At 66.0% G+C, this 20432-nt stretch carries 14 protein-coding genes; 11 read left to right on the top strand and 3 right to left on the bottom strand.

Annotated features, from left to right (window positions below):
* Positions 1–977 precede the first annotated feature (977 nt).
* On the top strand, positions 978–1136 hold the full coding sequence (locus tag ACPTTC_RS28495; RefSeq protein WP_423394864.1) for a hypothetical protein: 159 nt from the start codon (positions 978–980) through the stop codon (positions 1134–1136).
* A 31-nt stretch (positions 1137–1167) separates the two neighbouring features.
* Here the strand turns inward: ACPTTC_RS28495 and ACPTTC_RS28500 are convergent, their stop codons facing one another.
* Positions 1168–1566, bottom strand: a complete 399-nt coding sequence (locus ACPTTC_RS28500) for a lysozyme inhibitor LprI family protein (protein WP_423394865.1) — start codon at positions 1564–1566, stop codon at positions 1168–1170.
* 199 nt (positions 1567–1765) lie between these two features.
* On the opposite strand from ACPTTC_RS28500, the gene ACPTTC_RS28505 reads away from it, so the two are divergent.
* Both ACPTTC_RS28505 and ACPTTC_RS28510 read left to right on the top strand, forming a co-directional pair.
* Positions 1766–2737 carry an LLM class oxidoreductase gene (locus tag ACPTTC_RS28505; protein ID WP_423394866.1) on the top strand — a complete coding sequence of 324 codons (972 nt, stop codon included), beginning with the start codon at positions 1766–1768 and terminating at the stop codon, positions 2735–2737.
* A 281-nt stretch (positions 2738–3018) separates the two neighbouring features.
* Positions 3019–5484 (top strand): mechanosensitive ion channel domain-containing protein, encoded by a 2466-nt coding sequence (locus tag ACPTTC_RS28510; RefSeq protein WP_423394867.1) that lies wholly within the window; start codon positions 3019–3021, stop codon positions 5482–5484.
* A 27-nt stretch (positions 5485–5511) separates the two neighbouring features.
* Here ACPTTC_RS28510 and ACPTTC_RS28515 read toward each other — a convergent pair whose 3' ends face one another.
* Positions 5512–6345 carry a CerR family C-terminal domain-containing protein gene (locus tag ACPTTC_RS28515; protein ID WP_423394868.1) on the bottom strand — a complete coding sequence of 278 codons (834 nt, stop codon included), beginning with the start codon at positions 6343–6345 and terminating at the stop codon, positions 5512–5514.
* 92 nt (positions 6346–6437) lie between these two features.
* On the opposite strand from ACPTTC_RS28515, the gene ACPTTC_RS28520 reads away from it, so the two are divergent.
* The 7 genes from ACPTTC_RS28520 to ACPTTC_RS28550 all read left to right on the top strand — a co-directional run bounded on the left by ACPTTC_RS28520 (position 6438) and on the right by ACPTTC_RS28550 (position 17857).
* Positions 6438–7559, top strand: a complete 1122-nt coding sequence (locus tag ACPTTC_RS28520) for an HlyD family secretion protein (RefSeq protein ID WP_423394869.1) — start codon at positions 6438–6440, stop codon at positions 7557–7559.
* The gene (locus ACPTTC_RS28525; RefSeq protein ID WP_423394870.1) at positions 7552–9138 is read left to right on the top strand and encodes an MDR family MFS transporter; all 1587 of its coding nucleotides are present in this window, start codon (positions 7552–7554) and stop codon (positions 9136–9138) included. Before ACPTTC_RS28520 ends, ACPTTC_RS28525 begins: the two co-directional genes overlap by 8 nt.
* 13 nt (positions 9139–9151) lie before the next feature.
* Positions 9152–10639 carry an efflux transporter outer membrane subunit gene (locus ACPTTC_RS28530; protein ID WP_423394871.1) on the top strand — a complete coding sequence of 496 codons (1488 nt, stop codon included), beginning with the start codon at positions 9152–9154 and terminating at the stop codon, positions 10637–10639.
* A gap of 327 nt (positions 10640–10966) precedes the next feature.
* Positions 10967–12502 (top strand): catalase, encoded by a 1536-nt coding sequence (locus ACPTTC_RS28535; RefSeq protein WP_423394872.1) that lies wholly within the window; start codon positions 10967–10969, stop codon positions 12500–12502.
* A gap of 77 nt (positions 12503–12579) precedes the next feature.
* Positions 12580–13191, top strand: coding sequence for an ankyrin repeat domain-containing protein (locus ACPTTC_RS28540; protein WP_423394873.1), 612 nt, complete (start codon positions 12580–12582; stop codon positions 13189–13191).
* 835 nt (positions 13192–14026) lie between these two features.
* Positions 14027–15859, top strand: coding sequence for a S53 family peptidase (locus ACPTTC_RS28545; RefSeq protein WP_226195058.1), 1833 nt, complete (start codon positions 14027–14029; stop codon positions 15857–15859).
* A 450-nt stretch (positions 15860–16309) separates the two neighbouring features.
* Entirely contained in the window at positions 16310–17857 is a 1548-nt protein-coding gene (locus tag ACPTTC_RS28550; protein ID WP_423394874.1) for a DUF3300 domain-containing protein, read from the top strand.
* Between the two features lie 138 nt (positions 17858–17995).
* Here the strand turns inward: ACPTTC_RS28550 and ACPTTC_RS28555 are convergent, their stop codons facing one another.
* Complete coding sequence (locus ACPTTC_RS28555; RefSeq protein WP_423394875.1) at positions 17996–18646, bottom strand: pyridoxamine 5'-phosphate oxidase family protein; 651 nt, start codon at positions 18644–18646, stop codon at positions 17996–17998.
* 314 nt (positions 18647–18960) lie between these two features.
* On the opposite strand from ACPTTC_RS28555, the gene ACPTTC_RS28560 reads away from it, so the two are divergent.
* Positions 18961–20427 carry a PLP-dependent aminotransferase family protein gene (locus tag ACPTTC_RS28560; RefSeq protein WP_423394876.1) on the top strand — a complete coding sequence of 489 codons (1467 nt, stop codon included), beginning with the start codon at positions 18961–18963 and terminating at the stop codon, positions 20425–20427.
* Positions 20428–20432 lie beyond the last annotated feature (5 nt).

Below are 20432 nucleotides of genomic sequence, written 5' to 3' on the forward strand. Positions count from 1 at the left end.
CCCGCACGGGCGGCCAGGCACGCCAGCACATGATACAGAACGCCGCGCGATCGGGCCGAGGGCTCGCGTCGCAAACCGGCGCACAAAAAAAGACGCCCATCCGCCACGTGGCGGACGGGCGCTTCAACAATTGATCCATCGGGGTAGTGGATCAACTGACAGCACAATTTCGCGGCGTCCGCCCTGCCGTGGCCGGCGAATGCTTCCCCTGGACTGCATATGTTCCGCGATGCCGAACGCATCGTTGCGCTGCCGGCTTTCCGGTGCGGTCCGGTTCGGCCCCGTCGTGCCGACGCAATGCACGGCACGCACACGCATACGCCGCACGACGACTCGCGTTGCGCGCGGCACATTGACGATCCGGGATCCGGGCCGGGCCATCCGCAGGCATTCGAGGTTCATCCCCGACGGCCGACCGGCACCAGTCGGCCTCGTGCGTTACATCTGCACGTCGTCGTTCAGATCAAACCCGATTGCTCGGATGGAACGGAAAGCCGCGCGCTCACGTCGCCTCGATCAACGGCGAAGCGAATACGCTGGCAGGTCGGCGATTCATGTTTGCAACACGACACGTTGCGATTCGGTCTGTTTTCATTCTCTTGTCCCCGTCTCCGATACGTCCGACCCACTGAAGCGATCGCCGGACCGACTGCGTCCGCGACCGCGCTCACGGCCTGCACAGATATGCAAGGAGCGCACCATGCTTCACGCCGCAAGGCCGCGCGGGCGGATTGGGTGCGATCGACGCGAATCGCGCACCGGCAAGAAGCGCGAACGTTTCGAAACTGAAACGCCTTCCGGATCGACGAACGTCGACCGGGCGTGCCGTCACGCGGTGCAGGCACGCCCCGCGCGGGTAGTGCGGTGTTGCATCCGCGCGCGTTCGCCCCACAGTGCCGCACGAATGCGGCGCGCGGCCCCATCCTGACGTTCCTCGCGCAGCGCGCACCACCTGACCGGAGCCCCCTACTCGATGCATGCCTGACGCAAACGACTGGCTGGATATCGACGACCGCACGTTGTTCCGACTGCATCCGGATCGCCGGACCGAACGCAAGAACGATCCCGACTACTCCCCCGGGTCGCGCTTCTGGTTCGGCCTCACACTGCCAGGCATGACGCTGGGGGTGGCTTGACGCAGCGGCCGGCGCGACGCCTCGACACGCGTCAACGAAAGGCTTCGATCACCTTGGCACGGCGCTCGGTTTCGTCGACGAAGCAACTGTCGACCTCCACGAGCCCGAGCGTGCCGCCCGCATCGGGCTGCCGCGATTCGGCGCAAGCGGCATCCCGTGCCTTGAGCCAGCGGCGCTCGTCGTTGCGCAACCTCGCTTTGCCCTGCTCATCCAGGCTCGCCATCTTCGTCTTGTAGACGGTATTCAACCGTTTGTCGGCCGCGTCGTATTTCAGCCGCAGGCAATTGCGGATGTCGGCCGTGTAGCCTGTCTCCTCGGCAGTCTTGCAGATAGCGGCTCGCTCCGCCTCGTCCGCGAGCGTACCGGACGCAACCGCGAAGAGCATTGCGCCCGCCGCTAGACCGATCATCCTGTGTTGCAGCGCATTCATCCGGATTCGTTGATTTCAATGACGGAAGGCATCGATTATGCCCGGCCCGCTGCCTGCATGACCCTCGCGGCTCCGACGTCAACCGGTCACGCTCGATCGGTCACTGCGCATGCGGTGCCGCGCAACCGTCGTGCAAACACGCTAGCATTCAGACACGCATCGCCCTGCGTATGCCCCGCACTGCCTCCCAGGATTCGACATGACGACGCCCGCCCGCCCCGACGTTGCGCATCGCGTCTTTTCGGACGGACGGCTGTCGATCGGCCTCACGCTGCCGCTGCTTCGCAGCGGCCAAATCGTCGCCGATTTCAACGAACAACTCGAACTCGCGGCACTGGCCGACACGCTCGGCTTTCGCGCGTTGTGGATTCGCGACGTGCCGCTGAACAGCGCCGACTATCCCGACCCGGTCGGCCACCTCGACCCGTGGGTCCTGCTCGGCGCACTGGCGTCACGCACGCGCCGGATCTCGCTCGCCAGCGGCGCGATCGTGCTGCCGCTGCGTCATCCGCTGCATATCGCGAAGGGCGCGCTGTCGGTCGCGACGCTGTCGGACGGGCGCTTCATCCTCGGGCTCGGCTCCGGCGACCGGCCGCCCGAGTATGCGGCGTTCGGCGTCGATGCGGAAACGCGGCGCGACCGCTACCGCGCGCACTGGGAGGTCGTCGCGGCCGCGCTCGGTGTGCCGTCTCGTGTGCTGCCCGACGAAGCGCCGCCCGATGCGCCCGAATTCACGCTGCTGCCACGCGGCGCCGACGCGGTGCCGATGCTGGCAGTCGGCTCGGGTGGGCAAAGCGTCGACTGGATCGCACGGCACTCGATCGGCTGGATGACGTATCACCGCGATCCGGACACGCAGCGCGCCCGCCATTCGATGTGGCGCGCGGCGGTCGAGCGGCTCGCGTCGCCCGCCTTTCGCGCGTTCGGCGTGTCGATGCGGCTCGACCTTGTCGCGAATCCCGACGCGCCGGCCACCGCCTTGCCGCTCGGCCATGCAACCGGACGCCGCGCCTTGGTGGACATCCTGCGCGACATGCGCGCGGCGGGCACGCACCACGTCACGCTGAATCCAGGCTCGGACCGGCCCGTGCGCGAAGTCATCGAAGAAATCGCGGAACACGTCCTGCCGGCTTTTCACGACGAGCCAGCGCAATTCAGCAGGATTCCATAGTAATTCGACGCGACGCGTGCATCGTCCACCGCTGCTGACAAGCCGTCATTACAAATGCATTACACGCCGGCAATCGAAACGCCCCGACTTATCCGGCTGCCTACAATCGGCGTCAGACACATGACTGCGCAAACGCGCCGCTAACGCCCGTGCCGCGTCGGGCATGCGCGATTCGAATGATCGTCGATGGAACTATTCGGTTCCGATCGCAATCATGTTAACTTCCGTCCATCGTTCAGCCCGGCGGGCCGCGCGCCGATGCGCGCCCGCATGCCTACTTCATGCGACATTTCCTCCTCGGCTGGCTGCTTGCCGCAGTCGTCTCGGCCGCGCACGCGGCCGCTCCCGCCCCGGCCGCCGCGTCTGCCGCGTCCGGCACCGCGCCCGCGCTGACGCCGCAACAGGCGCAGCAGGCACTCAATGTGCTCGAAAATCCACGCGATCGCGCGCAGGTCGAAACGACGCTGCGCGCGATCGCGGCCGTCGGCGCACTGAGCACACCTGCGGTCGCGGCAAGCGATGCGGCTGCGGCCAGCGCCGCGTCGGCCGCCGCGGCCCCGGCCGCGCTCAAGTCGAATGGGCTCGCGTCGATGCTCGTCCGGCAGGGATCGCGCTGGGCCACCGAAATCGGCGGTGCGCTGAAGGAATCGCTGCACTCGCTGCTCGATGTCGGGTCGGTCGGAAGCTGGTGGCATGACAGGCTGGTGCGCGCCGACGAGCGCGCGAATCTTGCACACGCGCTCTGGATCATCATCGCCGTGCTCGTGCCCGCGCTCCTCGTCGAATGGTTCGCGAAGCGGCTGTTGCGACGTGCGCTGGGCGCAGTGGCCGCTCGGCGCGCCGGCACGTCGCGCCGCACCGCCCCCGACGCCGTTACATCCGACTCCGCCGCGCCCGACGACGACAACGCCCCGCCGGGCACCCCCGCCCCGCCCGACGCTCCCAACACCCCCAATGCCGCGCCCGCAGCGTCGGAAGGCCGCGGCCACGCGCGCCGCCACACCACACTGCTGCACCGGATGCCGCGCGTGCTCGTCAGCCTCGCATTGCGTGCGGTGCCGCTGCTCGTGTTCGTCGGCGTCGCGAGCCTGACGATGTCGGCGATCGGCGATACGGACACGCCGATCGAATCCGCGCTCGAAGCACTGATCGACATCTACGTGATCTGCCGGCTCGTCACGATCGTCAGCCGGCTGTTCTTCCAGCCCGATGCGCGGCAATTGCGGTTGCTGCATATCAGCGACGCGTGGGCCGGCTTCGCGCAACGCTCGATCGCGCGGATCGTGATCGTGATCGGCGCCTGCACGGCCGCTGTCGAGATCGCCGCGAACTTCGGTCTCAGCGACGCCGGTCACGTCGCGCTGCTCAAAGCCGTCGCGCTCGTCGGACACCTGATGGTTTCGGCACTGATCCTGCGGTGCCGCCAGCCGGTCGCCGCACGGATCCGTTCAGCCGGCGAGGACCGTCCGTCCTTCACGATGATCGCCAACGCGCTCGCGGACGCATGGGCGCCCGTGTCGGTATTCATCGTGATGGCGCTGTGGTTCGTGTGGGCGCGCGACGTCCACAACGGCTACCGCGTGCTGATCACGCTCGGCGGCCGCTCGATCGCCGTGATGATCGGCATGCGGATGGTGTCGATCGTCGTGTTCGGCGCGCTCGCGCGGCTGTTCCAGGGCCGCGACGAAGACCGCACGCTCGTCCACGCGCACGCGTACCGCTACTACCCGCTGCTGCGCCAGATCGTGTCGGGCGCGATCGGCATCGTGACCGTCCTGGTGCTGCTGCAGATCTGGGGTGTGCCGATCTTCCGCGCGTTCGAAACCGGCACGATCGGCCACCGGCTCGCGTCGGCGCTGGTGACGATCGCCATCGCGGCCATCGTCGCGCTCATCGTGTGGGAAGCCGCGAACATCGCGATCGAGCGCCGGCTGCAACGATGGACCCGCGAAGGCAATCTCGTGCGCGCGGCGCGGCTGCGCACGCTGCTGCCGATGCTGCGCTCGCTGCTGTTCGTGATGATCGCGCTCGTCGTCGTGCTGACGGGCCTCAGCCAGCTCGGCGTGAACGTCGGCCCGCTGCTTGCCGGCGCCAGCATCTTCGGCGTCGCGCTCGGCTTCGGCTCGCAGAAGCTCGTGCAGGATTTCATCACCGGGATCTTCCTGCTGATGGAAAACGCGATGCAGGTCGGTGACTGGGTCACGCTCGCCGGCGTGTCGGGCACGGTCGAGTACCTGTCGATCCGCACCGTGCGGCTGCGCGCCGGCGACGGGTCGCTGTACACGATCCCGTTCAGCTCGGTGACGACCGTCAACAATACGAATCGCGGGCTCGGCAACGCGTCCGTCAAGATCAGCATTGCCTACGGCGAGGATATCGATCGCGCGGTCGCGACGCTGAAGGAGATCGGCGCCGCGTTGCGCGACGATCCGAAGTACCGCGACGGCATCCTGTCGGACTTCAGCTACTGGGGTATCGACCAGGTCGACGGCGCGGCGCTCGCGCTGGCCGGACAGATGCAATGCACGGACTCGACGCGCTGGAGCGTGCAGCGTGAATTCAACCGGCGGATCGCGGAGACATTCCGCGAACGCGGCATCCGGATCGCCAATCCGCAGCGCAGCGTCGTCGCGTACGCGGACGGATCGCGGCCTGTCGTCAATGGCGACAACGGTGACAACGGCCATGCGCCCGAACCGACGGCCCGGCCGCCGGCGCCCGCCGAACCGGCGCGCAAGCCGGGTTGACCCGCCGGGGCTGACGGCGCACCGCGTTCAACGCCGGGCGGGCTTGTTCACGCGTCGAGTGCTGTTCGCGGCGGGCGTCGACGCCCCCGCCTTCGCCGTGCGTTTCGCCGCCGCACCCCGCCCCCGCTTCGAGCCGGCGTCAGGGTCGGCCGCCAATCCGTCGCGCTGCGCGTGCCATTGCCGGAGCAGCACGCGCGTCTGCTCGGCGATCGTGTCGGTCAGCAGCGCCGCACGCTCGCCTTCGAATGCCTCCCATTCGAGCAACTGCAGCGCCGAACGCTGCGCGATGTGGAACACCGTGATCTGCCCGAACAGGCTCAGCGCGCGCAATCGCGTGACCGGATCGTTGGCCGGCCGCCCCGAGATACGGCCGATCAGCTCGGCGCTCACGTCGTTGAGCGGCTTGCGCATGCGTTTCATCAGGATATCGCTCGCGCTCGCCGGTTCCTGGCCGCCTTGCTCGCGCGCGAAGAACATGCGCTGGTTCATCGTCTTCGGCGCCGTGAACATCCGGTTCGCAACCGCACGCAGCAACCCGACAAACGCGTCGATCAGCACGTCGACGTCCGCGTCCGCATCGAGCATCGCCCATGCATGGCCGACTGCCGGCGCGAACACTTCCCAGCCGAGCTCGGCGATCGTCTCCACGCACGCGCGGTACACGCCTTCCTTGTTCTCGAAATAGTACTGGAGCGCCGGCGCATTCACGCCGGCCATCGCCGCGATCTCGCGTGTCGATGCCCCCGCGAACCCGCGCTCGCCGAACAGTTCGATCGCCGCCTCGATGATCCGCTGGCGCGTTTCGTCGCCGCGGGCGTAGCCGCCCGCCGACGTGCGGCGCAGCTTCTTCGCTTCGTTCATGCCTTCCTCGTCATTCGATCGCCCGACATTCTACTTGACACAATTTTATCAACTGGAATAATTATTCCACTTGGAATAAATTGGACGCCCGCATGTCGACGCTGCAAGACTCGCCACAGAAAGCAAATCGTCAGGAAAACGGAACAACCCCGCAAAACGGCAACAGCACGAAGCGGCGCGTCCTGCTCGTCGCCGCCGTGCTGGCGGCCATCGGCGGCGCCGTCTGGCTCGGCCGATGGTGGACCGTCGGCCGCTTCATCGAAAGCACCAACGACGCGTACTTGCAGGCGGACAGCATGACCGCCGCGCCGAAGGTTGCCGGCTACGTGACCGACGTGTATGTGCGCGACAACCAGGCCGTGAAGGCCGGCGATCCGCTCGTGCGGCTCGACGTCCGCCAGTACCAGGTCGCGCTCGCGCAATCGCTTGCGACCGTCGACGCGCGCCGCGCGGATATCGCACGCGCCGAAGCCGACATCAGCCAGCAGCATGCGAATCTCGAGCAGGCCGACGCGCAGGCAAAGGTGTCGCGCATCAATGCGCAGCACGCCAGCGACGAATACTCGCGCTATGCGCCGCTCGCGGCGACCGGTGCGGAAACGCACGAACGCGTCGCCGACCTGAAGAGCACGCGCGATCAGGCGGCCGCGACGCTCGCCGCGAACAACGCGTCGATCGCCGCCGCACGCACGCAGATCGCGTCGTTCACCGCGCAGCTCCAGCAGGCGCGCGCGCAACTCGAGGCCGCGCAGGCCAGCGCCGCGCAGGCGCAGCTCGACCTCGACAACACGATCGTGCGCAGCACGCTCGACGGCCGCGTCGGCGATCGCACGGTGCGCGTCGGTCAATACGTGCAGCCCGGCACGCGCCTGCTGACCGTCGTGCCCGTCGACTCGATCTACCTCGTCGCGAACTTCAAGGAAACGCAGATCCGCAACATGCGTATCGGCCAGCCCGTCGAACTGCACGTCGACGCGCTGCCGGATGGTGCGCTGTCCGGCGTCGTCGACAGCTTCGCACCCGGCACGGGCGCGCAGTTCGCGCTGCTGCCGCCCGAGAATGCGACCGGCAACTTCACGAAGATCGTCCAGCGCGTGCCGGTGCGCATCCGCCTCGCCGCGAACGCCCGCGCGCAGCGCATGCTGCTGCCGGGGCTGTCGGTGACGGTCGACGTCGATACACGCTCGACCCGCGACGAGACGCACCATGGCTGAACCGTCCGCCACGATGCCCATGCCGCCGCACGAAGGCCGCGCGAGCGTGACCGACTGGATCGCGGTCGCGGCCGGCGCGCTCGGCGCGCTGATGGCGACGCTCGACATCTCGATCACGAACTCCGCGCTGCCGCAGATCCAGGGCGAAATCGGCGCAACCGGCACCGAAGGCACGTGGATCTCGACCGGCTACCTGATGTCGGAGATCGTGATGATCCCGCTCGCCGCATGGCTCACGCGCGTGTTCGGGCTGCGTAATTTCCTGCTGACGAACTCCGCGCTGTTCATCGCGTTCTCGATGATGTGCGGCTGGTCGCATTCGCTGCCGATGATGATCGCCGGCCGGATCGGCCAGGGCTTCACCGGCGGCGCATTGATCCCGACCGCGCAGACCATCATCCGCACGCGGCTACCGCTGTCGCAGCTACCGGTCGGCATGACGCTGTTCGGCCTGATCGTGCTGCTCGGGCCGCTGTTCGGCCCCGTACTCGGCGGCTGGCTCGCGGAGAACGTGAACTGGAGCTGGTGCTTCTTCCTGAACCTGCCGGTGTGCCTGCTGCTGATGGCGCTGTTGATATTCGGGCTGCCGTCGGACCGCCCGCAATGGCACGCATTCCTGAACGCGGACTGGCTCGGAATCTTCGGCCTCGCGATCGGGCTGAGCTCGCTGACCGTCGTGCTCGAGGAAGGCCAGCGCGAACGCTGGTTCGAATCGCAGATGATCGTCACGCTGAGCATCGTGTCGTTCGCCGGGATGATCCTGATCGCGTTGTCGCAGATCTTTGCGAAGCGGCCGATCGTGCGGCTGTCGCTGATGCGCAATCCGCGCTACGCGAGCGTGATCGTGATCGTGTCGGCGGTCGGTGCCGGGCTGTACGGCGTGTCCTACCTGCTGCCGCAGTTCCTCGCGATCGTCGCCGGCTACAACGCGGAACAGGCAGGCGCGATCATGCTGCTGTCGGGGCTGCCCGCCTTTCTCGTGATGCCGATCCTGCCGCGCCTGCTCGGCAAGGTCGATTTCCGCATCCTCGTGATCTCGGGGCTGCTGCTGTTCTGCCTGAGCTGCATGCTCGACATCAGCCTGACCGCGCAGAGCGTCGGCCACGATTTCGTCTGGTCGCAACTGATCCGCGGCGTCGCGCAGATGCTCGCGATGATGCCGCTCAACCAGGCATCGATGGCGGCCGTCGCACGCGAAGACTCGGGCGATGCGGCCGGGCTCTACAACATGGCGCGCAATCTCGGCGGCTCGATCGGGCTCGCGATCATCGGCACCGTGATCGATCGGCGCACGACTTTCCACACGGCCGCGCTCCGCGAATCGGTGACGGCGAACTCGCTGATCGGGCAGGAGCGGCTGTCGGCCTACGCGGCCAACTGGTTCGCGCACACCGGCGACCTCGCGTATTCGAACATGCGCTCGCTCGGACAACTGGCGCGGCAGATCCAGATCCAGGCGGTCGTGATGACCTATTCCGAAACCTTTTACCTGCTGGGCCTCGCACTGCTCGCCTGCGTGCCGCTCGCGCTGCTGCTGAGAACGCCGCGCGGGCCGCAGCCGACGTCGTCCGGCCACTGAACCGTCTTACGCGATGAAACCCTTCTCCCTGCCCCGCCGCCCTGCGCTCACGCTGTGCGCGGCCGCGTGCCTGCTTGCCGGCTGCACGGTCGGCCCCGACTACCGCGGCGCGCCCGCCGCGCCGGATGCGCCGACTTTCGTTCGCGCACCGGCCTCCGGCATCGACACCACTGCGCCCGCGCCGAGCGCGTGGTGGCACACGCTCAACGATCGCCGGCTCGACGACCTGATCACCGCCGCGCTCGCGTACAACCCGGATCTGCACGCCGCGCAGGCGCGCTTGCGCGCGTCGCGCGCGCAGCTCTCGCAACAGCGCGCGGCGCAGTTGCCGAAATCGTCGGCCACCGTCGCCGCCATCCGCATGCGCGAGCCGGACGTCAGCGCGCTCGGTTCGCTGCTGCCGTCGAGCGGCTCGAGCCAGTCGGGCACAACATCGCCGTTGCCAGGCGGCTCGGGCCCGCTGCAGCTCTATTCGGCAGGCTTCGACGCAACCTGGGAAATCGACCTGTTCGGCGGTACCCGTCGCGCGGTCGAAGCCGCATCCGCACAGGCGGAAGCGGTCGACGCCGACCTCGCCGATACGCAGGTGTCGATCGCGGCCGAAGTGGCGAACGCGTACATCGACCTGCGCGACCAGCAGCAGCGGCTCGCGCTGTCGCGGCGTACCGCCGAGTTGCAGCAGAAGATGCTCGACCTCACGCAGCAGCGCCGCGCGCGCGGCGTCGCCGCGGATGTCGACGTTGAACGCCTGACGACACAGGTCGAAAACACGCGTGCGTCTCTGATCCCGCTCGACGCGCAGGTGACGGAATCGCTCGACCGGCTCGCGATCCTCACGGGCCGCGCGCCCGGTGCGCTCGACGCAACGCTGTCGACACCGGATGCACCGCTGCCGACGCTACCCGGCAGCGTCGCGATCGGCGATCCGGCCACGCTGCTGAAACGGCGCCCCGACATTCGCGCGGCCGAACGCCGGCTCGCATCGAGCAACGCGCAGATCGGCGAGCATGTCGCCGATTACTTCCCGAAGGTGACGCTGCTCGGCGATCTCGGTTTCAGCGCGACCGACCCGGGCCACCTGTTCCGCAAGCAGAACTTCACCTGGGTCGGCGCGCCGTATCTGCAATGGAATATTCTCGACTTCGGGCGCACGCGCGGTGCGGTGCGCGCGGCCGAAGCATCGCGCGACGAAGCGGAAGCGAATTATCAGAAGGTGGTGCTCTGCGCCTTGCAGGATGCCAACACGGCATTGCAGCGCTACGGGCACCAGCGCGAGCACGTCGTTGCGCTCACCAAGGTGCAGACGTCGGCCGTGCATTCCCGATCGTTGATGGACGAGCGCTATCGCGCGGGTGTCGCATCGCTGATCGACCTGCTCGATACGCAACGCGAGGCGTTGTCCGCACAGCAGAACGTGATCGCCGGGCAGGCCGAACTGATCAAGGACTATGTGTCGCTGCAGAAGAACCTCGGGCTCGGGTGGCAGGCGGGCGCAAGTTGAAGGCAAATTGATCGGTGCCGCACGGCCGGGTTGGTCGAAGCCGCCGCGGCGCCGATGCTTGAAATGCGGATCGCAACATCCACGCAAGGCATCGCACATTCAGTCGTCCGTGCTCGATGCGCGCGGAGCGCTTCATCGTACGCGATGCAACAACTCATTGCGCGCGCAACAATATTCGCAGTCTGCGCGGATAACAGCCACGCTCACCCCGCATCGACGACGCTGCTATCGGAAACATATCGAATATCAATTAGCCAATCGTCTGACGATCTCTTCTAATTCAGTCGGCTTCCCCACCACCGATCGGATTCAAGGAGTTCCATCGTCATGTCCTCATCCTCCAATCGCGTGCTGAGACACGCAGTCGCCGCGCTCTGCGTTGCACTTTCCGCGTCCCCCCATGCCGCCGAGCTCACTCGAGACACCGGCGCCCCCGTCGGCGACAACGAGAATTCGCAGACGGCCGGCCCTGCCGGCCCCGTGCTCCTGCAAGACTCTGCACTCATCGAGAAACTGCAGCGCTTCGATCGCGAACGCATTCCGGAACGAGTCGTGCATGCACGCGGCACCGGCGCATTCGGCGAGTTCGTGCCGAGCGCCGACATCTCGAGCCTGACGAAAGCGACGGTCTTCACGCCAGGCACCCGCACGCCCGTGTTCGTCCGCTTCTCCACCGTGATGGGCTATCGCGGCTCGCCCGAACAGGCGCGCGATCCGCGCGGCTTCGCGGTGAAGTTCTATACGCAACAGGGCAACTGGGACATGGTCGGCATCAACTGGCCCGTGTTCTTCATTCGCGACGGCATCAAGTTCCCCGACTTCGTTCACGCGAACAAGCCAAGCGCCGTGACCGGCGTACAGGATCCGAACCTCGCATTCGACTTCTTCGCGAACACCCCCGAAGCGACGAACATGCTGACGATGCTGTACACGAATGCGGGCATGCCCGATTCATACCGTCACATGGACGGCTTCGCGGTTCACGCATTCAAGTTCGTCAATGCGCACGGCGACGTGCACTACGTGAAGTTCCACTGGAAAAGCCAGCAAGGCGTACACGGCCTGCGTCCGCAAGACATCGACGCATCGATCGGGCGCGACTGGAACATGATGACGAACGACCTGTACGGCGCGCTGAAGCAAGGCGACTTCCCGAAGTGGGATCTGTACGTGCAGGTGCTCACGCCGCAGGACCTGAACCGGTTCGACTTCGATGCGCTGGACGACACGAAGGTCTGGACCGGCGTCCCCGAGCGCAAGATCGGCACGATGACGCTGAACCGCGTGCCTGACAACTACTTCCAGTCGACCGAGGAATCGGCGTTCGCGCCGTCGCGACTCGTGCCGGGCATCGAGCCGTCCGAAGACCGGATGCTGCAGGACCGCCTGTTCGCGTACGCCGACACGCAGATGTACCGGCTCGGCGCGAACTACATGGACCTGCCGATCAACCGGCCCGTCGTGCCGGTGGTCAACAACAACCAGGACGGGAAGATGAACGCCGGCGACCGCAAGGGCGACGTGAACTACGAACCGTCGACGCTGCATGAACTCGCGCCGGACCCGCAGTACAAATCCGTGCGCATGACGCTCGGCGGAACGACTCAGCAGGAAGCGATCCACAAGAAGCTGCGGTTCCGCCAGGCGGGCGAGTACTACCGCAGCCTGTCGCAGCAGGACAGGGACGACCTGATCACCGCACTGTCCGGCGATCTCGGCAAGGTGACGAACGCTCACAACCAGTACGCGATGCTGTCGTACTTCTACAAGGCCGATGCCGACTACGGCACGCGTCTCGCGCAGGCCGTTCATGCCGACGTCCGGCAAGTGCAATCGCTCGCGTCGAAGCTGAGCGAGAACTGATCCCGCGGCTGCGGTCGCCGTCGACGTGCGGGGTTGCACCGCGCACGTCGACCTGCCCCACACATCAGGACATCCCCATGCAATCCCAACGGCTGACCCGCGCGATCCGCTCGACCACAACGGCCCTCGTGCTGGCCGCGACCGCCGGTTGTGCGCACCTTCCCGACCGGCCGGCTTATTCACCGGCCGATCCTGCCGCGCTGCGCCGCTACGACAGCGACTGGTTCGATGCCGCCCGCGTCGGACGCGTCGACATCCTGCGTGCATTGCACGACGCGGGCTATCCACTCGACGCCACCGACAGCCACGGCTTTACGGCCGTGATACTCGCGTCCTACGACGGCCAACCGGCCGCGCTCGACTATCTGCTGTCGGCCGGCGCAAACGCATGTGCCGGCGACCGTCACGGCAACACGGCGCTGATGGGTGCCCTCTTCAAGAACGAACCCGACATCGCGCGGCGCCTGATCGACACGCAGTGCCCGATCGACCAGACGAACGGCGCCGGGGAAACCGCGCTCGGATTCGCCACGTTGTTCAATCGATTCGACCTGATTCCGGTCCTCGTCGCGCGTGGCGCGAATCCGAATCATGTCGATCGGCGCGGCCAGTCGCTGCTGCAGCTCGCGCAGTCGCACGACAACACGGAAGCCGTGGACGCGCTGCGGCATGCAGGTGCGAGGCAGTAAAAAAGCAGGATTCCTGCTTGTTTCAGATAACGCAGGGTGACAGGGAAGCGATCTCTTACGTCGCCATCGACACCTCGCAGAATCAAAAAAGCGCGTCGAGCAGCCGGTAGAAAGCGATCCTCCCTGGATCGGGCTGCTCGATTCCGTACCGGGCGAAGAAAGGTGCGCCCCGGCGCTTCGAGTCACGGCTCGAACCCGATCGGCCAATTGCACCCATTACGCATCAAACCAGTCACTATCGGCGAATCGAATTGGGTATTACCTTTTTTGTCACCGCCAAACATTACAAAACACTGCCAATCTTTTCAAAAGCATTTCACTTATTCGATTTAATTTAGTTTCATATAATCAAAAAAAGTTTGACATCGCGCTTTCGTTCTTGATAACGTCCGATGCAAGCAATCTGACGAATTGTTCACCACGCACTCGCTTCCGCTCGACGTTTTTTCGCTTCCGCCGCACCGCAGTGCTCGCCGCCGGCTGTATCGTTCGCGCGCCGGCGCATGCAACATCCCGATGCATCTCATTGGACGACTGCCATCCGGCAGCGCGCCGAAGGATCGAACAAAATGAGCAGGACACCGAAACTGTTGCTCTAGCCATCCCGCCCGCGCCAGGTCCGGCGCAGTTGCGTCGTATCGCGGCGCAGCCTTCCCGTTACCGCGCTTTCCGTATTTCGCCCCCGGAGAAACAACACGTTTCCGGATCGGGTGAAAGGCCCTGTCGCGTCCGTGCCATCCGCACGCATGCGGCAGAAATCGGCGGTGCATGACCCGCATCGCTGTCGACCGTTGTTGTTCGTGCTGTTCGATGTTCAACCGGAGGGGTAATTCAAATGAATCAGGTTGCAGACAAGAAACAAAAGCACATTCGCCTCGTCAAGCTCGCATTCGCCGCAGCCGCCGCCGCGTCGTTCGGCATGGCAACCGTCCACGCCGCGCCTGCGGCCGGCTGGACGGAAACGCGCACCAAGGGCTTCCTGCCGCTCGTGCAGCAGAGCGAAGCCGGTACGGCCGGCGCGCCTGCCGCGAGCACGGCCGCCGCTGCAGCAGCGGCGATCGAGATGGCGCCGGGCGAATCGGTGGACATCGTGCTCGGGCTGAACCTGCGCAACGAAGCACAACTCGACCAATACCTGCACGACCTGCATACGCCTGGTTCGCCGCACTACAGGCAGTTCCTCACGCCGGCGCAGTTCGCATCGCAATATGCGCCGACCGACCAGCAGGTCGCGTCGGTCGTCGCGCATCTGCGCAAGGCAGGCTTCGTGAACATCGTGGTCGCGCCGAACCGCCTGCTGGTATCCGCATCCGGCACCGCGGCAACCATCAAGTCAGCGTTCCGCACGACGCTCAAGCGCTTCACGCGCAACGGCCGCAGCGTCTATGCGAATACCGACGCCGCGCAAGTGCCGAACGCGATCGGCGGCGTCGTGGGCGCCGTGCTGGGCCTGCAGAACGTCGAGTTGATGCACACGGGCGCGGGCAGCCGGCCGCAAGGCAACACCAGCAACCTGACGATTCCGGCCGGCGCATCGGCGGTGCCGCACAACCCGACCGAATTCTCGTCGCTCTATGGCGGCGACGGTACGCCGACTGCCTCGCAGACCACCGTCGGCATCATCTCCGAAGGCGATCTGTCGCAGACGGTGAGCGACCTCAATACGTTCGCCGCAAACAACAGCCTCGGCTCGATCAGCAGCCGCATCGTGAAGACGGGCCCGTCCGGCAGTTCGTACACCGACACCGACGGCACCGTCGAATGGAACCTCGACAGCCAGTCGATCGTCGGCGCGGCCGGCGGCAGCGTGAAGCAGGTCGTCTTCTACGTCGCACCGTCGATGACGCTCACCGCGATCACCGCCGCGTACAACAAGGCCGTGACCGACAACGTCGCGAAGGTGATCAACGTGTCGCTCGGCGTGTGCGAATCGTCCGCGAACAGCACCGGCTCGCAGGCAACCGACGACACGATCTTCAAGCAGGCGATCGCGCAGGGGCAGACCTTCTCGGTATCCGCCGGCGATCACGGCGCGTACGAATGCGCGAGCGGTACGCCGTCGCGCTCGACCTACACGGTGAGCGAGCCGGCAACATCGCCGTACGTGATCGCGGTGGGCGGCACGACACTGTTCACGAATACGTCGAACAACGCGTACAACAGCGAGATCGTCTGGAACGATCCGAGCTGGCAGCCGGGAACCGTGTGGTCGACGGGTGGCGGGTACAGCAAGTACGAAGCCGCGCCGTCGTGGCAATCGTCGAGCCTCACCGGGTCGACCAAGCGCGCACTGCCTGACGTCGGCTTCGACGCGGACCTGCGCACCGGCGCGATTCTCGTCGTGAACGGCCAGACCTCCGACACGCTGTGGGGCTCGGGCTACCTGAACAACGAAGGCGGCACGAGCCTCGCCGCGCCGATCTTCACGGGCATCTGGGCGCGCCTGCAGTCCGCGAACAACAATGCGCTCGGATTCCCCGCGTCGAGCATCTACAAGTACTTCCCGAGCAACGCGGCCCTGCTGCACGACGTCACATCCGGCAACAACGGCAGCGGCACCTACGGCTACAAGGCGAAGGCCGGCTGGGACGCGACGACGGGCTTCGGCAGCGTGAACATCTCGAAGCTGAACGCGTTCATCCAGAGCACGCCGGATTTCGCACGCTGATGGAGCGGTGACCGCTCCGGTTCCGCGTGTGCACCGTCGCGCACGCATGGAATCGGATGGGATGGTGTGAACAACCCGCGAAGGCTGCAAAACCTTCGCGGGTTTTTTGCGTTCCGCGTAACCTCGCGGCGCAGCATCCGGCGCAGCGACGCACTCATCAACCTTTCAATCGTTGCGCAAGCAACTTTCATTACAATTTCAATGGCCGTGCCAACCCGCTTACGGACTGCAAGGTACACATACTGTTACACAACACCCGGACAACTTCCGCGTGCGTCGTGCGTTTAACTGGATATATCGATTCGTCGCGGGACAATCACCATGCGAACACGACCTTCGCCTGCTCCGGCCGATGCCTCCGGAGCATGTGCAAACGGTCGCGGCACAGTGCTCGAGCCGATCGCGCGGCCCGCATATCCGCCAACACCGACACAACACCGAACGCACAACATGACCCACGCACGTGCACACCGCCCCGTCAGGACGCTGATCGCGTCGTCCCTCATCGTGTCTCTGCTCAGCCTCTCGGCCTGCAACAAGAACGGGAACACCAGCACCGCCGCTGCGGCCAGCGATGCGAGTGCGGCCGCGGCGGCACAGCCCGCATCCGCGCCCGTCGCCTACACGCCTCCGAGTGCCGACCAGCTCTACCAGATGGTCGCGCCGATCGCACTCTTCCCCGACAAACTCGTCGCGCTGGTGCTTGCGGGTGCAACCTACCCGGACCAGGTCACGGCAGCCAACAACTGGGTGATGCAGAATCCGTCGTTGAAGGGGCAGGCACTCGCGACCGCCGCCGATACGCAGCCGTGGGATCCGTCCGTCAAGGCATTGACCGCGTTCCCCGCGGTACTGTCGCAGATGGCGTCGAACCCGGCCTGGACCACGTCGCTCGGCCAGGCTTACTACAACGACCCCACCGACGTGATGAACGCGATCCAGGTGATGCGCCAGCGCGCGCAGGCCTCCGGCCATCTCCGCTCAGGCGGCCAGATGCGGGTCACGCAAGTCGCGCAGGCCGCACCGGCCGGCTACACGCCGGCCACCGATGCGCCCGTGGTCTACGCCGGACCGGCGATCGTACCGCCGCCGGCGCAGGCCATCGAGATCGAATCCGCACAGCCCGATGTCGTCTACGTCCCGTCGTACAGCCCGACGGTCGTCTACGGCGAGCCGGTTTCGGCCTACCCCGGCTACGTGTATCGGCCGCCTTCATACAGTACGGGTGAAGTCGTTGCCGCCGGCGTGATCACGTTCGGCGTCGGCATCGCCGTCGGCGCCGCGATCTTCGGGCACCACGACTGGGGCTGGCACGCATGGGGCATGAACTGGGGCACGCCGCGTCGGGAAGGCCCCGGCTGGAATGGCGGCTGGCAGCGTCCGGCCGTGGTGTACAACCACACCACGTACGTGTCGAAGTCGACCACCGTGATCAACCACATCACCAACATTCGCAACACGCGAATTACGAACAACTACGGCGGCAACGTCACCAACAACACGACGAACACGACGACCGAACGCAACGCGCTGCAGCCGGGCGCCGTGCCGATGACGACGCCGCACTTCGGCGCGAACGATACGCGCCCCGGCGCGCGGCCGTCGCCCGACGCGTTCGCGCAGAACCGTGCGAACGAGCCGCATGCAGAAGCGTCGACGCAACATGCGCCTGGCGCGATGCGCGAGGCGCGACAGCCGGAGCACGCCGCACAGGAAAATCGCGCGATCGCGCAGCAACAGCAACAGCAATTGCAGCAGCAGCGCGAGGAAGTGCAGCAACGCAACGCGGAGCAGCAGCGTCAGCGCGAAGCAATACAGCCACGCAACGAGACGCCGCAGCAATTGCACAAGGAAACGCCGCCGCGCAACGAAGCGCCGCCGCAGGAACACGCGGCACCGGAGCTACGACAACCGGCCCCCGAGCACGCACCCGTACAGCGTCCGCACCCTGACGAGCCGCATCCGCCGCACGAGACGCACGAGCATCGCGCCGACTGAAGCCCACCTCGTCACGGCAGCGTGGCATTCGCGCTGCCGTCCGATGAAACCCGTGTCTCGCTGTCATGCCGAGGCAACGCGGCGCAACACGTCGCACACCTCCGTTTTCGGCCATACCGCGCGGCCTTGCCGCGCAACTCACTCGGTCCAGTTCCGGACGTAGTCCGGTACAGGCATGTTGCTGTCGGCATGGACCGGCGCGCTGCGCGTCGTCTTCAACGGCAGGATCCCCGTCCAGACAGCGAGCGCGAGATCGTCTTCCTTGTCGGACGGCATCGAATCGCTGACTTTTACAGCGGCTTCCGCAAGGGCAATCCGCAGCACGCGGGTCGCATTGACCTCCTTTTCGTTGCCGGGCCGCGCATCATGCTTGCGACCGGGCGCGATCTTGTCCATCAATGCATCCAGCGCCACCAGCTTTTCCGCACGACCCTCCACCATCTCGAACCGCCCGTAGATCACCGCGGAGCGATAATTCATCGAATGGTTGAAGGCCGACCTGGCCAACACGAGACCGTCCAGCAACGTAATCGCGACGGAGGCCGGTGCACCCGCCGCCAACGCCTTGATCATCCGGCTGCCGTTGGACCCGTGAATATAGAGATCGTCGCCGCGCCTCCAGTGCGCGGTCGGGATGCAGTGCGTGTCCTCGCCCGAACCGAATGCGATGTGGCACACGTAGGCCTCGTCCACGATGCGACGAAGCATGTCTCGATCATGGTTTGCCAGTTCCGGCAGGCGGCGAATGGTGGTACGGGATGCAGGGGAGATGACGGTCTGGTCTTTCATGTTTCGATTTCCTGTTCGCGCGCCCTTGCGCGCATCGAGCGGCCCGCGCTCCGGCAAGACTCAGGCACTCGCTCCAAATAATATTTGCACTACGAAGTGAATCGAATCGAACGTTACAGCTTCCACGCGCGAGCGACCGGTCGATCGGCCCATCGACAGCCGTTTGCCAGATCGATCAAAATACGTGCGTGCCACTCTCCGTGACGATCCCCGGAAATGCCCGCGCACCGGCCGGCACCACGAGAACGCGAACGATACGATGCGCGTCGAATCTTCAAAAGAACCAGCTCAACGAAAAATTCTAGAACCAGCCCATGGATCTCGCGCTGCTCATCTCATCGCTTTCCAGACAGGACGGCACGACACGACACAGCCAGCAGGAAGCCCTCTACCGGAGCCTGCGCGACATGCTGCTGGACGGGCGTATCCCGCCCGGCACGCGGCTCGTGTCGACGCGTGTGCTCGCAGCCGAGCTGGGTATCGCGCGCAACTCGGCGGTCTATGCGTACGAGCGCCTTGCCGAGGAAGGCTTCGTCGCGGCCACGCGAAACGGGACGATCACGCGATGGGACGGATGCGGCCGTTCCAGCGCAGCGCTCGAAAGCGGCCCGGCCCCGGTTCAATTGTCCGGGCGCGTGCACGGGCTGGAGAACGCCGATCCCGAACCCGAACGCATGTTGCCGTTCGTTCCCGGCCTCCCTTCGCTCGATGAATTCCCCGTTGCCCAATGGCGCCGCTGCATCGAGCGCGCGTGGAGAGTCATCAAGCCCACCCAGCTCGCATACGGTCCAGTCGAAGGGCTACCCGAATTGCGGCGTGCCGTGGCCGCCTACATCCGGGTCTCGCGAGGCGTGCGCTGCGAAACAGACCAGGTATTCATCACCGACGGCACGCAAGGCAGCCTCGAACTGTGCGCGCGCATGCTGGCGGATCCCGGTGAATATGGCTGGCTCGAGAACCCCTGCTACAACGGCGCCCGAACCGCATTCCGGTCGACCGGCCTGGAGCTCGTGTCGATCGAAGTCGACCGCGAAGGGATGGCGCCAACCGACGAACAGTGGCGCACCCGGCCGCCCCGGCTGATCTATACGACGCCGTCGCACCAATACCCGCTCGGCGCGCTGATGAGCCCCCGGCGGCGCGCGGCGCTCGTCGAGCACGCACGTGCGTGCGGCGCGTGGATCATCGAGGACGATTACGACAGCGAGTTCCGCCACGGCGGCCAGCCGCTGCCCGCGATCCAGGGCCTGCGTGCCGACGCACCGGTCTGCTATCTCGGCACTTTCAGCAAGACGATGTTTCCCGCCCTTCGGCTCGGCTTCATGGTGGTTCCGTCGATTCTGGTCGAACGCTTCACCAGCACGCTGCGCGAACTCGTCCATCGCGGCCACTCGGCCGATCAACTGGCGATGGCCGAATTCATCGACACCGGCCTCTTTGCGCGACACCTGCGCAGGATGAGGACGCTGTACACCGAGCGGCGGAGCAGCCTCGAAGCCGCACTCGCCCGCCACCTCGGCACGGTGCTGAGCGTTCGCGAAAGCCCGGGCGGCATGCATCTGTCGGCGGATCTCGCGATGCCGCTGCACGATACCGACGTCGCACGCGCCGCAGCCGCACGTGGCCTGCTGCTTCAGCCGCTGAGCAGCTATCGGGTAGGCGACGGCCGGCCGTACAACGGCTTCGTGCTGGGGTACGCCGGGCTGAACGACGCGACGATCGAAGCCGCCACGATGCAGCTCGCGGCCGTCATCGAGCAGCACGGCCGCACGCGTTGCTGAATGTC

The organism is Burkholderia mycopellens (assembly GCF_964265025.1).
Lineage (GTDB): Bacteria > Pseudomonadota > Gammaproteobacteria > Burkholderiales > Burkholderiaceae > Burkholderia.